Origin of the sequence: Stenotrophomonas sp. P2112 (genome assembly GCF_041897515.1) — a bacterium.
GTDB lineage: Bacteria > Pseudomonadota > Gammaproteobacteria > Xanthomonadales > Xanthomonadaceae > Stenotrophomonas > Stenotrophomonas sepilia.
This window is the reverse complement of sequence record NZ_CP169216.1, coordinates 2,963,937-2,977,868: the sequence shown is the minus strand read 5'-3', so window position 1 is coordinate 2,977,868 and position 13,932 is coordinate 2,963,937. Positions and strand designations below refer to the sequence as shown.

At 66.8% G+C, this 13,932-nt stretch carries 15 protein-coding genes and 1 tRNA gene; 11 read left to right on the top strand and 5 right to left on the bottom strand.

The features are described 5' to 3' along the window. Nucleotides 1–95 precede the first annotated feature (95 nt). Nucleotides 96–1,088: a hypothetical protein gene (locus tag ACEPA4_RS13925; RefSeq protein WP_235646260.1), complete on the bottom strand. Its 993-nt coding sequence runs from the start codon at nt 1,086–1,088 to the stop codon at nt 96–98. A 215-nt stretch (nt 1,089–1,303) separates the two neighbouring features. Between ACEPA4_RS13925 and ACEPA4_RS13920 the strand changes: the two genes are divergently transcribed. Further along, complete coding sequence (locus tag ACEPA4_RS13920; protein ID WP_065186673.1) at nt 1,304–2,494, top strand: glycoside hydrolase family 18 protein; 1,191 nt, start codon at nt 1,304–1,306, stop codon at nt 2,492–2,494. A 90-nt stretch (nt 2,495–2,584) separates the two neighbouring features. Further along, on the top strand, nt 2,585–2,989 hold the full coding sequence (locus ACEPA4_RS13915; RefSeq protein WP_065186674.1) for a VOC family protein: 405 nt from the start codon (nt 2,585–2,587) through the stop codon (nt 2,987–2,989). A gap of 24 nt (nt 2,990–3,013) precedes the next feature. On the opposite strand, the gene ACEPA4_RS13910 is transcribed toward ACEPA4_RS13915, so the two are convergent. The 3 genes from ACEPA4_RS13910 to ACEPA4_RS13900 are packed head-to-tail and all read right to left on the bottom strand — an operon-like array spanning nt 3,014 to nt 5,143. Continuing rightward, on the bottom strand, nt 3,014–4,573 hold the full coding sequence (locus ACEPA4_RS13910; protein WP_065179358.1) for a PepSY domain-containing protein: 1,560 nt from the start codon (nt 4,571–4,573) through the stop codon (nt 3,014–3,016). Nucleotides 4,574–4,583: 10 nt separating this feature from the next. Then, a complete protein-coding gene (locus tag ACEPA4_RS13905; protein WP_049413666.1) occupies nt 4,584–4,847 on the bottom strand; it encodes a hypothetical protein in 264 nt (87 codons plus the stop codon). Continuing rightward, a complete protein-coding gene (locus ACEPA4_RS13900; RefSeq protein WP_005410439.1) occupies nt 4,847–5,143 on the bottom strand; it encodes a hypothetical protein in 297 nt (98 codons plus the stop codon). The genes ACEPA4_RS13905 and ACEPA4_RS13900 overlap by 1 nt, the downstream gene beginning before the upstream one ends. A 428-nt stretch (nt 5,144–5,571) precedes the next feature. Here ACEPA4_RS13900 and thrS point away from each other — a divergent pair, with 428 nt between their 5' ends. The 9 genes from thrS to ACEPA4_RS13855 all read left to right on the top strand — a co-directional run bounded on the left by thrS (nt 5,572) and on the right by ACEPA4_RS13855 (nt 13,366). Further along, nucleotides 5,572–7,473, top strand: a complete 1,902-nt coding sequence (thrS, locus tag ACEPA4_RS13895) for a threonine--tRNA ligase (protein WP_005417872.1) — start codon at nt 5,572–5,574, stop codon at nt 7,471–7,473. A 48-nt stretch (nt 7,474–7,521) separates the two neighbouring features. Then, nucleotides 7,522–8,064: a translation initiation factor IF-3 gene (infC, locus tag ACEPA4_RS13890; protein ID WP_080104334.1), complete on the top strand. Its 543-nt coding sequence runs from the start codon at nt 7,522–7,524 to the stop codon at nt 8,062–8,064. A 266-nt stretch (nt 8,065–8,330) separates the two neighbouring features. Next, on the top strand, nt 8,331–8,528 hold the full coding sequence (rpmI, locus tag ACEPA4_RS13885; protein ID WP_005410436.1) for a 50S ribosomal protein L35: 198 nt from the start codon (nt 8,331–8,333) through the stop codon (nt 8,526–8,528). Between the two features lie 11 nt (nt 8,529–8,539). Further along, a complete protein-coding gene (gene rplT, locus ACEPA4_RS13880; RefSeq protein WP_005410435.1) occupies nt 8,540–8,899 on the top strand; it encodes a 50S ribosomal protein L20 in 360 nt (119 codons plus the stop codon). Nucleotides 8,900–9,092: 193 nt separating this feature from the next. Beyond that, a complete protein-coding gene (locus tag ACEPA4_RS13875) occupies nt 9,093–10,088 on the top strand; it encodes a phenylalanine--tRNA ligase subunit alpha (RefSeq protein WP_005417865.1) in 996 nt (331 codons plus the stop codon). Between the two features lie 87 nt (nt 10,089–10,175). Beyond that, nucleotides 10,176–12,557: a phenylalanine--tRNA ligase subunit beta gene (gene pheT, locus ACEPA4_RS13870; protein ID WP_065186676.1), complete on the top strand. Its 2,382-nt coding sequence runs from the start codon at nt 10,176–10,178 to the stop codon at nt 12,555–12,557. 27 nt (nt 12,558–12,584) lie between these two features. Next, nucleotides 12,585–12,884 (top strand): integration host factor subunit alpha, encoded by a 300-nt coding sequence (locus ACEPA4_RS13865; protein WP_005410432.1) that lies wholly within the window; start codon nt 12,585–12,587, stop codon nt 12,882–12,884. Next, on the top strand, nt 12,865–13,221 hold the full coding sequence (locus tag ACEPA4_RS13860; protein ID WP_005410431.1) for a MerR family transcriptional regulator: 357 nt from the start codon (nt 12,865–12,867) through the stop codon (nt 13,219–13,221). Before ACEPA4_RS13865 ends, ACEPA4_RS13860 begins: the two co-directional genes overlap by 20 nt. Before the next feature lie 68 nt (nt 13,222–13,289). Further along, nucleotides 13,290–13,366, top strand: a tRNA-Pro gene (locus tag ACEPA4_RS13855). A gap of 82 nt (nt 13,367–13,448) precedes the next feature. Here the strand turns inward: ACEPA4_RS13855 and ACEPA4_RS13850 are convergent. After that, complete coding sequence (locus tag ACEPA4_RS13850; RefSeq protein WP_005417861.1) at nt 13,449–13,922, bottom strand: tyrosine-type recombinase/integrase; 474 nt, start codon at nt 13,920–13,922, stop codon at nt 13,449–13,451. Between the last annotated feature and the right edge of the window lie 10 nt (nt 13,923–13,932).

Genomic DNA, 13,932 nt, shown 5'->3' with positions numbered 1-13,932 from the left:
GAGGACCGTTGGTCCTCACGCTTTCGCAAATGAGAAAGCGGGCTTCGGCCCGCTTTCTCTTTGCCTGGAATCCTGTGGGCGAGGATCGTTGGTCCCTACACCTGCGCGCCTTCTTCCTCCTCTCCCAGCCACCACACCTGGCCCGGCTCGGGGTCACTCAGCGGGTGCTCGCGCTGTTCGATGGCCTCCAGCACGCGGCCGGGGGCTGCAGCAACCCACATCGCCATGAGCTTTTCCACCGCGGCCCGGCCCTGTGCGGCCACGCCGAGGTCACGTTCGCGTCTCCATTGGTCTTCACGTGGTGCCTCATCGCCATGATGGTGAGGCGTGCCGTAGCTGCAGCGGCGGCACAGCCGGCGCACGGTGGCCGTCCAGTCCTCGACCATGCCGATGCCGGGCAGCGTGATGGCCTCCAGGGCAGCGATGTCATCGGCCGAGTCGCACTGCACGAACACGGTGAAGGTCGCCATGTCCGAAGGCTGCAGGCGCTGCATGGCATTGAACACCGGCACCTGGCGCTCGTCATAGGCACGTTGGCCGGTCGAGGCCCCGTCGTGCAGCACGATGTCGCCGAAGCGGAAGCCGCTTTCAGGCAGCGGTACGTTGTCGATGCGTGCACGCACCGGATCAATGCGGCTCATAAACACCACTTCGGCGTCGGACCACGGTGCCAAGCGCACGCAGGCTACGCCGAAGTTGCCCTCGATCGGGCCTTCGCCCTCGGGCAGGGTGATGCCACAGCGGGACCATTGGCGGCGTGCTTCGGCCCAGTCACCGACGCCGGTGGCGGCGATACCGGCATTCCACGCGGTGGCTTCATCGAATTCGCCGCGCAGCTGTTCTGATTGCAGGTTGTCCTGCAGTGAGGAGGCCCAGTCGCGCAGGTACTTGTGTGCCAATCCGCGCATGTAATGCAGGTACGGGACTTCGGCAGCGAGTGCGATCAGCTCGCCGAACAGCGCCACCGCCTGCTGCAGGTCGCCTTCGCGGAAGGCGGCGTAGGCGCGCGCCTCCAGTGCCTCGCGGTCGTCGAGGGTTTCGTCGCCAAGCAGGTCGCCGCCGTCGATACTGTCGTAGTCGATGCTCATGTCCATGCGCGATTGAAGGTCTGCGGCTACCTTAGCCGATGCATGGGGCGGCGGCGTCGGTGCGTGTCCTGCTGCAGTGCATGACGGCAATCGCGTGTCTGCCCCGCTGTCGTCACGGGATGCGGTGTGCCTGTCACGGGGCGACATGCCGCGACATCCGTCCCATGGGTCCTTCCGTTTGCTAACGTGGCGGCGCCTTTGAACCGGGAGATCCCATGTTCCGCCAGACCGTGGCCGTCCTTGCCGTGCTGATTGCCGGTGCCTTGCCCATTGCCGCGCACGCAGCGCCCGCACAGCCGCCGATCTTCGGCGCCTACTACCCTGGCGGATCGGCCGAGCGCTATCCGGTGTCGAGCATTCCGGCCGAGCGCCTGACCCACCTGTTCTACGCGTTCTCCACCATCGAGGACGGCCGCTGCACGGTCGGTGCGGAAGCGCCGAAGAATTTCGCCGCACTGGCCGAACTCAAGAAGGCGCATCCGCACCTGCGCACGCTGATTTCGATCGGTGGCTGGGGCGCGGGTGGATTCTCCGATGCAGCGCTGACCGAAACCAGCCGCAAGCGCCTGGTCGATTCGTGCATGGCGCTGTTCTTCGAGCGCCACGCCGGCAGCTTCGATGGCGTGGACATCGACTGGGAATTCCCGGTCAGTGGCGGACCGAAGGAGCTGGCGCATCGCCCGCAGGATCGCGCCAACCTGACCCGGCTTGCGCAGTCCTTCCGCCAGGCACTCGATGCACGCGGTCGCAAGGTGGGCCAGCCGATGCTGCTGACCGCCGCGTTGGCCGCCGGCCGCCTGCAGACCGACGGTCCCTATGATCCAGCGGCGAGCTACGACCTGCCGGCGCTGGCCAGGGTGTTCGATTTCATCAACCTGATGAGCTACGACATGGGCACCGGCTTTTCGTCGGTGTCGACCTTCAATGCGCCCTTGCATGAAGTGCCGGCCGATCCGCTGGCGCCGGAGCTGCGCCGCTGGAACAACGTGGCCGGCGCCGTGCAGTACTACCGTGAACATGGCGTGCCGGCCGACAAGCTGGTGCTGGGCGTGCCGTTCTACGGGCGCGGCTTCAAGGTCACCGGCGATGCACCGGACGGCCTGTATCAGCCCTACAGTGCACCGGCCGATGCCGGCGACTGGCGGGTGATCAAGGCGCGCTATCTCGACCAGCCGGGTTGGACCAGGCACTGGCAGCCGCAGGCGCAGAGCCCGTGGCTGTACAACGCCGGGCAGAAGATCCTCATCAGCTATGAGGACCCGCGTTCGATCGGCCTGCGTGCGCAGTTCGCCCGCGAGCAGGGCCTGGCCGGAGTGTTCATGTGGGAGCTGACCGGCGACGACGAGCAGGCCAGCCTGCTCAACGCCATGCTGGGTCCCTGGCAGAAGGCGCGCGTCGGCGATTGAGCTGCATCAGGCGATGCCCGGCGCAATGCCGCAACGCCATCGGCCCGACCCCGCACAGCATGTCCATACCCGCAGCGTTACGCTGCGGGCATGATCCATCTCGAACGCCTGGACCATCTGGTCCTCACTGTGGCCGACATCGAACGCAGCTGTGATTTTTACCAGCGCGTGCTCGGCATGAACGTCGTGCGCTTCGGCGCGGGCCGTACCGCGCTGCAGTTCGGTCAGCAGAAAATCAATCTGCATCCGGCCAGTGCCCCGCTGCAGCCGCACGCGCTGCAGCCCACGCCGGGCAGTGCCGACCTGTGCCTGGTCACGCGTACCGCCACGGCCGATGTGCTGGCGCACCTGCAGGCGCAGGCCGTCGCGGTGGAGGAGGGACCGGTGGCCCGCACCGGCGCTCTGGGTCCGATCGAATCGGTGTACTTCCGCGACCCGGATGGCAACCTCATCGAAGTCAGCCGTTACCTGGACGAAGCGCACCTGCTTTGGTAGCGCCGGGCCATGTCCGGCGACGCTTCAGTTCGCCCAGACGCTGTTCGGATCGCCGTTGCGGGCGCGGCGCTGGCTGGCGACGGCCAGGCGGGCGAAGCCGAAGGCCATGGCCAGCGCGATGGCATCGATCCAGAACAGCGGCCACTGGCCACGCGCGGCGGCGCGCCACAGCCAGTCACCATTGAGTGCACCGTGCAGGACCGGCACCAGTGCAGTGCTGATCGCTGCGGCCCACAGCAGTTCGCGCGCGGCCTGTGCGGGGCGGCGCAGTGCAGCCCACAGCGCACAGGCTGCCCAGCTGCCGAAGCAGGCCCAGCGGATGCCGTGGTCGAGCGCCGACGGTGCCAGCCGCTCCAGCACCAGTGCGGTGACGAACGCGACCGAGATCGCCACGCACAGGCCGATGCACACGCCGACCGTGGCCCGCGCCATGTTCACACCGGCACGTGGCTGTTGTGGCTGGCGACGCCTGCGCCGCGACTCGATCCACAGCAGGTTGCCGGAGTAGAACAGGAACGCACCGCCGAGGCCGAGCAGGAAGTACAGCCAGACCACCACGCCGTTGCCGAACTCACCGAAGTGCAGCGCGTAGGCGGCGCTGAGCGTGGCGTGGTTGGCGTCGCGCTGGCCCGGCAGCTGCGACGCGAGCAGGTTGCCGGTGGCGACGTCCAATGCCACGGCACCAAGCGGGCCGAGGGTGCCACTGGCCTCGCCGGTGATCTCGATCGTGGCGTTGGCATCACCGCCATTGGCCAGCTTCAGGTAAGCCGGTTCAAAGTTGGCCACGCCCTGCGCGCGGGCCACTTCAAGTGCGCGCGCATGCAGCACGCGCAGGCTGCCCGGTGGCGCCGGAATCCCGCTGGCATCGCGCACCGGCGCAGTGTCCATCGCGGTCGGTACCGCTTGCAGCGCCTTGCCGTCGTAGATCAGCGGATTGAGCAGGGCCATCTGCACGAACACCAGGCACAGCAGGGCGCCCGTGACTGCGAACATCAGGTGGAAAGGCAGGCTGAGCACGCCGATCACGTTGTGCGCGTCCTGCCACAGCTGCTTCAGGTTGCGGCCCGGGCGCAGCGCGAACAGGTCGCCGAACAGCCTCGGCAGGTGGATCACCAGGCCGCTCAGCAGCGCCATGCCATACAGCAGGCTGACGATGCCCATCACATAGATGCCGGCCACCGGCAGGCCGAGGCTGTAGTGCAGTTCGTTGACCAGTTCTGCCAGTCCGGTCTGCGGCGGCGAGGGGCTGCCGGCGATCTGGCCCGGCCAGGCGTAACGCCAGCTGCCGTCATCGGCCTGCCAGTACGCCAGGGGCTGCGGGTGTTCGGTGCCGGGGAAGGTCATGCCAACGTGGCGGCGGGCCTCCGGGTGTGTCGCCAGTACGTCTTCCAGCAGGTACTGCGCATCGTCCAGGCCCGCCGGCAAGGCGGTGGCTGCGCCCGGGGTCTGCCACAGCGGCAAGTCGTGATGGAACAGGGTCAGCGCACCCGCATAGAAGGCCACGAAAAGGCCGAAGCCGGCGACCAGGCCGACCCAGGTGTGCAGGGTGGTGAACGTGCGCAGCGTCTGCGAACTGAACTTCATGGGGGAGCTCTCATTGCACCGCGCCGGTCAGGCGCAGCAGCCCGAGCACGGCGAAGCCGGCCGCGGCGCTGCCACCCAGAACCAGCCAGGCGCGCAGTGCGCTGCGGAAGCTGAACGCCCACAGGGCGGCCAGCATCCATAACGGGATGAAGGCGATCAGGGTCGGCACCAGTGCGCGCTGCCACGGGCCGGGCGGCAGCCAGGCCAGCAGGCCGGTAGCGGCGGCCGCAAGCAGGAAGCCAGCGATGATGCCGGCGAAGGCGCGCGGCCACATCAGGGTGACTCCGTGCCCGGGCGATGCCAGGCGGCCAGCGCCGGCAACAGCATCGCAGCGAGCATCCAGGTGCACAGCATCGCCACCAGGCCGGCAGCGAAGCCGAGTTCGGCCATCCACAACCACAGGGCAGCAGCGGCGGCGACCAGGCCGATCTGGCGGCCGAGACGACCGGCACGGCGCAGGCGGGGCCAACGGCAGTGCGGCGAGGCGGCATAGAAGGCCAGTGCCGAAAACATCGCTGCCAGCATGCCCAGGCTGCAGAAGCCCAGGGTGGAAAGGCCGACGGTGATCATTGCGGGCGGGCGCCGCGGCAGTGGGCCGGCGAACGCGGGGCACGGGCGGGGCCGGCGGGAGCCGGTCGGAGCGGGTGGCGCATCACGAGGTCCTGGGGGAAGCGGGCAGGCTGGCACGGGGCGGGCTGCGCGGACATGGTAATCATTGCGTTTTCACGCCGCCAGCGCCGGCCATTCAGCGGACCGCACGGCAGCCCTTGGGCTTTCCGGTGCGCTGGTTTAAGATCGTCGCAGACTCCTGACTGGAACAAGGTGGCCCGCGCCCAGCGCCGGCCGAGCGTGCGACATGAGCACTACCACCGCCCACTGTTGACCTGCCCCCGAAGGCCCTGTGTTCCAGGCGCCCTCGCGGCGCTTTTTTATTGCCCGGGCCGCGGCCCGGGAACGCTTTCCAGCCCGCCCCGCGGGCCCCGCACGAAGCCACTGCGATGATCAACATTACCCTTCCCGACGGCAGCCGCCGCGAGTTCGAAAATCCCGTCAGCGTCATGGACGTCGCCCAGTCGATCGGTGCCGGCCTGGCCAAGGCCACCATCGCCGGTTCCGTCGATGGCGTGCTGGTCGATGCCAGCGACGTCATCGACCACGATGCCAGCCTGCGCATCATCACCGCCAAGGACGAGGAGGGCGTGGAGATCATCCGCCACTCCTGCGCCCACCTGGTCGGCCACGCCGTCAAGCAGCTGTACCCGGACGTGAAGATGGTGATCGGCCCGGTGATTGCCGAGGGCTTCTACTACGACATCTATTCCGAGCGCCCGTTCACGCCGGACGACATGGCCGCGATCGAGAAGCGCATGGGTGAACTGATCGCCCAGGACTACGACGTCATCAAGAAGATGACGCCGCGCGCCGAGGTGATCGAGATCTTCAAGGCCCGTGGCGAGGACTACAAGCTGCGCCTGATCGAAGACATGTCCGACGACATCCAGGCGATGGGCATGTACTACCACCAGGAATACGTGGACATGTGCCGGGGCCCGCACGTGCCGAACACGCGCTTCCTGAAGGCCTTCAAGCTGACCCGCATCTCCGGCGCCTACTGGCGCGGCGACGCGCAGAACGAGCAGCTGCAGCGCATCTACGGCACCGCCTGGGCTGACAAGAAGCAGCTGGAGGCGTACATCAAGCGCATCGAGGAAGCCGAGATGCGCGACCACCGCCGCATCGGCAAGCAGCAGGACCTGTTCCACCTGCAGGAAGAAGCCCCGGGCCTGGTGTTCTGGCACCCGAAGGGCTGGGCACTGTGGCAGGTGGTCGAGCAGTACATGCGCAAGGTCTACCGCAGCAGCGGCTACGGCGAAGTGCGCTGCCCGCAGATCCTGGACGTGAGCCTGTGGAAGAAGTCCGGCCACTGGGACAACTACCAGGACAACATGTTCTTCACCGAATCGGAGAAGCGCACGTACGCGGTCAAGCCGATGAACTGCCCGGGCCACATCCAGGTGTTCAACCAGGGCCTGCACAGCTACCGCGACCTGCCGATCCGCTACGGTGAGTTCGGTTCCTGCCACCGCAACGAGCCGTCCGGCGCGCTGCACGGCATCCTGCGCGTGCGTGGTTTCACCCAGGACGACGGCCACGTGTTCTGCACGGAAAACCAGATCGAGTCGGAAGTGACGGCCTTCCACCAGCAGGCGCTGGCGGTTTACCGGCACTTCGGCTTCGACGAGATCCAGATCAAGATCGCGCTGCGTCCGGAGTCGCGCCTGGGTGACGACGCCACCTGGGACAAGGCCGAAGGCGCGCTGCGCTCGGCGCTGACCGCCTGTGGCGTGGAATGGCAGGAGCTGCCGGGCGAGGGTGCCTTCTACGGCCCGAAGATCGAGTACCACCTGAAGGACGCGATCGGCCGTACCTGGCAGCTGGGCACCATGCAGGTCGACTTCATGATGCCGGGCCGCCTGGGCGCCGAGTACGTGGACGAGAACAGCCAGAAGAAGCACCCGGTCATGCTGCACCGCGCCATCGTCGGCTCGATGGAGCGCTTCCTGGGCATCCTGATCGAGCACCATGCCGGCCAGTTCCCGGCCTGGCTGGCACCGACCCAGGTGGTGGTGGCCAACATCACCGACGCCCAGGCCGACTACGTCTCGGGCGTGACCAAAACCCTTGCGGAGCAAGGCTTCCGCGTCAGCTCGGATTTGCGTAACGAGAAGATCGGCTATAAAATCCGCGAGCATACGTTGCAGCGCGTGCCCTACCTGCTGGTCATCGGTGACCGCGAGAAGGAGAATGGGGCTGTGGCGGTGCGTACGCGTTCTGGCGAAGACCTGGGCAGCATGAGCCTGCAGGCCTTCATCGAGCGGCTCCAGGCCGAGGGCGCGTAAGCAAAGGTCCGGTCCGGGCGCACAGGCACCCGGACCGGTTCGATACCCTTGGGAGAACGTAATATCAGCACCCCTGACAACAAACAGAACCGCAAGAATCAGGAAATCCGTGTGCCGCGCGTCCGCGTGATCGGCAGTGACGGAGAAATGATCGGCGTGTTGTCGCGCGACGAAGCGCTGTCCATGGCCGAAGATGAAGGCCTGGACCTGGTCGAGATCCAGCCGCAGGCCGATCCGCCGGTCTGCAAGATCATGGACTTCGGCAAGTTCAAGTTCGAAGCGCAGAAGAAGGCCAGCGAGGCCAAGAAGAAGACCAAGCAGGTCGAGATCAAGGAAGTGAAGTTCCGTCCGGTCACGGACGAGGGCGACTACCAGATCAAGCTGCGCAAGATGCGCGGGTTCCTTGAAGAAGGCGACAAGATCAAGGTCAACATCCGCTTCCGTGGCCGTGAAATGAGCCACCAGGAACTGGGTCGTGAAATGGCCAACCGGATCGAGGCCGATCTGGGCGAGGACATCGTCATTGAATCCCGTCCGCGCCTGGAAGGGCGCCAGATGGTCATGATGATCGCGCCGAAGAAGAAGACCTGAGGCCGGACGGGCCGCCTTCCGGGGCGCCTGGCTGAATGGTTCAGGATAAAGGGACGCCGCTGGCGTCCCTTTGCTTTTGCAGGATGCCGGTGAAGTGCCGGCGAAAGGGCTGCAGGGGCTGGTGGCAGGGCGGTTTTGCCTGTATCATGCCCGGCTCGACCCACCCAGGACGGGTCGTACGCCGATCATGGCAGGACGGAAAGAGCGGCCCAGGCCGCCGCCAGATCAGTCAGAAACCAGGGTCATATCCCATCAAGGACATTGCAATGCCCAAGATCAAGACCAACCGGGCAGCGGCCAAGCGTTTCCGCAAGACCGCCTCGGGCAAGTACAAGTGCGGCCACGCCAACCGTAGCCACATCCTCACGAAGAAAGCGACCAAGCGTAAGCGTAATCTGCGTCAGACGGGCCATGTCCGTGCAGAAGACGCAGGCCGTCTGGACCGCATGCTCCCTTACCTCTGAGGAACTGAAAAATGGCACGAGTTAAGCGTGGCGTACAGGCGCGTCGCCGCCACAAGAAGATTCTGGATCTCGCCAAGGGCTATTACAACGCCCGTCGCAAGGTCTTCCGCGTCGCCAAGCAGGCGGTCATCAAGGCACAGCAGTACGCCTACATCGGCCGTAAGCAGAAGAAGCGCAACTTCCGTTCGCTGTGGATCACCCGTATCAATGCGGCTGCCCGCATCAACGGCCTGAGCTACAGCCGCTTCATGAACGGCCTGCTGAAGGCTGGCATCACCCTGGATCGCAAGGTCCTGGCTGACATCGCCGTGCACGACGCAGCCGGTTTTGCTGCGCTGGCCGAAAAGGCCAAGGGCGCGCTGGCGGCATAAGTCCTTCCCGATGCCGTAACCGTTCACTCGGAACGGTGTCAGGTCAAGGCAATGCATGGGGAAGGGCGCAAGTCCTTCCCCATTCTTTTTTGGGTTCCGGCGAGGCCATGGCGGCAGCGCGGGGACGGCGGTGGCGACAGGGGTCGGCCCTTCGCGCATCGCGATGGCAGATCGACTGGAGTTCCGGCCCCCCATGAGCGACATCCAATCCCTCACCACCCAGGCGCTGGCCGATGTGGCCGCCGCACAGAGTCCCGACGTGCTGGAACAGCTGCGCGTGGCCCTGCTTGGCAAGAGTGGCAGCATCACCTCGCAGCTCAAGCAGCTCGGCGCCCTGCCGGCGGACGAGCGCAAGGCCGCTGGTGAAGCGATCAACCAGGCCCGCGACGCGCTGACCCGCGCGCTGGGCGAGCGCAAGGCGCTGCTGGAGGACGCGGCGCTGGATGCGCGCCTGGCCGCCGAAGCCATCGACATCACCCTGCCGGGCCGCAACGGCGACCGTGCCGGCCTGCACCCGATCACCCGCACCCTGGAGCGCATCACCGGCATCTTCGGCCGGCTGGGCTACGAGCTGTCGGAAGGGCCGGAGATCGAGGACGACTGGCACAATTTCGAGGCGCTGAACTTCCCGCCGCACCATCCGGCGCGCGCCATGCACGACACCTTCTACTTCGGCGACGGCCGCCTGCTGCGCACGCACACCTCCGGCGTGCAGGTGCGCTACATGGGCGACCACGCGCCGCCACTGCGCATGATCGCCGCCGGCAAGGTGTACCGCAGCGACAGCGACCAGACCCATTCGCCGATGTTCCACCAGGTGGAAGGCCTGCTGGTGGACGAGCATTCGACCTTCGCCGACCTGAAGGGCACGCTGGCCGAGTTCGTGCGCGCGTTCTTCGAGCGCGACTTCGAGATGCGCTTCCGCCCCAGCTATTTCCCGTTCGTGGAGCCGGGCGCGGAAGTGGACATTGCCTGGCAGCAGCCCGACGGCAGCACCCGCTGGCTGGAAGTGCTGGGCTGCGGCATGGTCCATCCGAACGTGCTGCGCAACGTCGGCATCGATCCGGAGCGCTACACCGGCTTCGCGTTCGGCATGGGCGTGGAGCGTTTCGCGATGCTTCGTTACGGCGTCAACGATCTGCGCGCGTTCTTCGAGAACGACGTGCGATTCCTGAAACAGTTCGCGTAAGCCGCAACCATGTAGAGCCGAGCCATGCTCGGCTGCTCCTAAATTCGCAGGCCCAGGCGCATGCGCCGGGCCCACCAGGGTGACACCATGAAATTCTCCGAAAACTGGCTGCGCAGCCATGTCCCGACCGGCGCCTCGCGCGATGAACTGAGTGCAGTGCTGACCGCCATCGGCCTGGAAGTGGAAGAAGTGACCGCGCTGGGCGAAGGCCTCGATCACGTGGTCGTGGCGCGCATCGTCGAGGCCGTGCGCCATCCCGAAGCTGATCGCCTGCAGGTGTGCAGGGTCGATGCCGGGCAGGGCGAACTGCTGCAGATCGTCTGCGGCGCACCGAACGCGCGCCCGGGCCTGGTCGCGCCGCTGGCCATGGTGGGTGCGCAGATCGGCGAGCTGAAGATCAAGCCGGCCAAGCTGCGCGGCGTCGAGTCCAACGGCATGCTGTGCTCGGCCAAGGAGCTGGGCCTGGACAACGATGCCTCCGGCCTGCTGGAGCTGCCCGATGACGCGCCGGTCGGCCACGCCCTGGTCGACTACCTGGGCCTGCCGGACGCCAGCATCGAGATCAAGCTGACCCCGAACCGCGCCGACTGCTTCAGCCTGCGCGGCATCGCCTATGACGTCGCCGCCGCCACCCGCAGCGAAGTGCTGGACTTCGCTGCCGAGGCCATTCCGGCAGTCGGCAGCCGTGAGCTGAGCATCCAGCTCGACGCCGGCGCCGAAGCGCCGCGTTACCTGGGCCGTGTCATCGAGGGCGTCAACGCCGCCGCCAAGACTCCGTTGTGGATGGCCGAGCGCCTGCGCCGCAGTGGCGTGCGTCCGGTCTCGCTGCTGGTCGACATCACCCAGTATGTGATGCTGGAGCTGGGCCAGCCGATGCATGCCTACGACCTCGGCACCCTGCAGGGCAGCATTGCCGTGCGCCGTTCGCGCGCGGGCGAGACGCTGAAGCTGCTGGACGGCCGCGATGCCGCGCTGGACGACAGCTTCCTGGTGGTCACCGACGCCGATCGTGCGATCGGCCTGGCTGGCCTGATGGGCGGCTTCGACACCCGTGTCACCGACGCAACCACCGCCGTGTTCCTGGAAGCCGCGCACTTCGCGCCGGCTGCGATCATGGGCCGTGGCCGCAAGCTGGGCCTGCACACCGATGCCGGCCACCGCTTCGAGCGCGGCGTCGATCCGGCGCTGCCGCGCATCGCGATCGAGTACGCCACTCGCCTGGTGCTGGACCTGGCGGGCGGCACCCCGGCGCCGGTTACCGAGGCCGTGCGTGAAGCCGATCTGCCGCAGCCGGCAACCATCGTGCTGCGCCGCGCCCGCATCACCCGCGTGCTCGGCATCACCATCGACGATGCGGAAGTCGAGCGCATCCTGCGCGCGCTGGGCATGGACGTGGTTGCTGCTGCCGACGGCTGGCAGGTGGTCGCGCCGAGCCGCCGCTTCGACATCGCCATTGAAGAAGACCTGATCGAAGAGCTGGCCCGCATCCACGGTTACGAGCAGATCCCGACCACGCTGCCGGGCGGTGCCGCCCGCGTGGCGATGCCGAGCGAGACCCAGCTGGACGCGCTGAGCGTGCGCCGCCAGCTGATCGCCCGTGACCAGCAGGAAACCGTCAATTTCGCCTTCGTCGACGATGCGCTGCTGGCCCAGTGGCAGCTGCGCGACGGCCTGGTGCCACTGGCCAATCCACTGTCGGCCGAACTGGCGGTAATGCGTCCGTCGCTGCTGCCGGGCCTGGTCGCCACACTGGGCCGCAACGCCGCCCGCCAGCTCGGCCGCGTGCGCCTGTTCGAGCTCGGCCGCGTGTTCGCCCAGCAGGCCGGAGATGGCCAGCCGGCACCGCTGGAAACGCCGCGCGTGGCGGCAGCTGTCTGCGGTGACGCGCAGGCGGTGCAGTGGGGCCTGCCGACTCGCAAGGTCGACTTCCATGACCTGAAGGGCGACCTGGAATCGCTGGCGGCTGCCAGTGGTGCGGTACTGGAGTTCCGCCCGTCGGCCCGTGCCTACGGCCACCCGGCGCGGTCGGCCGAGGTGTACCGCGATGGCGTGGTGATCGGCTGGATCGGCCAGATCCACCCGCGTCTGGCCAAGGCGATGGATATCGAGGCCGATGTCTACGCCTTCGAGCTGGATCTGGAACCGCTGACCGCCCGTCGCCTGCCACGTGCCGGCGAGCTGTCGCGCTTCCCGGCGGTGCGTCGCGACCTGGCGTTCCTGGTGCCTGAACAGGTGGCCTGGGCCGATCTGGCGGCGACCGTGCGCCAGGCCGCCGGCCCGCTGCTGCGCGACCTGAACCTGTTCGACCGTTACGTCGGCCAGGGCGTCGAGCCGGGATTCAAGAGTCTCGCTATGGGCTTGATTTTGCAGGACAAGTCGCGCACTCTGACGGACCGCGACGTGGATGCGGTGGTGGCCGAGGCGGTCACTGCCATCGAGCGTGAACACCACGCCCGGATCCGCGGCTGAGCGGGCGGCACTCGGGGGTAGCAGGCAATGGCATTGACCAAGGCGGAGATGGCGGAAAAGCTGTTCGACGAAGTCGGTCTGAACAAGCGGGAAGCCAAGGAATTCGTCGACGCGTTTTTCGATGTGCTGCGTGAAGCATTGGAACAGGGACGTCAGGTGAAGCTGTCGGGCTTCGGTAATTTCGATCTGCGGCGCAAGAACCAGCGCCCGGGTCGCAACCCGAAGACCGGCGAGGAAATTCCGATTTCCGCCCGTACGGTGGTCACCTTCCGTCCGGGCCAGAAGCTCAAGGAGAGGGTGGAAGCTTATGCTGGATCCGGGCAGTAATCGCGAACTACCGCCGATCCCGGCCAAGCGCTACTTCACCATCGGTGAGGTCAGCGAGCTGTGCGACGTCAAGCCGCACGTCCTGCGCTACTGGGAAACCGAGTTTCCCAGCCTTGAGCCGGCCAAGCGCCGAGGCAACCGCCGCTACTACCAGCGCCATGACGTGCTGATGGTGCGGCAGATCCGCAGCCTGCTGTACGAACAGGGCTACACCATCGGTGGTGCACGCCTGCGCCTGGATGGTCCCGATGCCCGCGAGGAATCGGCGCTGAGCAACCAGATCATCAAGCAGGTGCGCATGGAGCTGGAAGAAGTGCTGCAGTTGCTGCGCCGCTGATCCAATTTCCATCGTAATCCGCTATACTTCACGGCCCGCCGCACTGGCGGGCACATCGCAGCATCAGTCGGGGCGTAGCGCAGCCTGGTAGCGCATCTGCCTGGGGGGCAGAGGGTCGTCGGTTCGAATCCGGCCGTCCCGACCAAAAGCAGCGATAGAACAAGGGCTTGCGCCATGCGGTGCAGGCCCTTTTTCGTTGTGCACCCTATTACCACCCTATCGCCACCCTATCGAGGTAGCGCGATACCCGTGGTGACCGGCTGCCACGGCGCTTCATGGCCACCCAGGTAATGCTCAGTCATCGACGCGTTGCCGTGTCCCATCAGCGCTTGAATCTGTTCCGTGGTCCAGCCCGCATCGCGCAGCAGCGCACCGCCCAGGCTGCGGATCTCATGGAATGTTGGCGGTGCTTCGCCACCCACGCCGGCAGCATCGCGTGCCTTTGCGAACGCACGCGACAGCTGCTCGGGCAGCACCTGCGTGTGGTGCGCTCGGTCCTTCGCGCGCTTGTCGCTGGGCCTGGCCTTTTCCGGCAGGCGGTGGATCACGAACGGCGAAACCACGTCATCGCGGCACCTGGCCAGCAGGTCGAGCAGCGGCCCGGCCACGGCGATCTGTAGTCGAACGTTCGTCGAGCCCTCGGTTTTCGACGGCACTACCCACAGGTGGCCGTCGCGCACGTCGGCAAACTTCACCGTCACCAGCCGTATC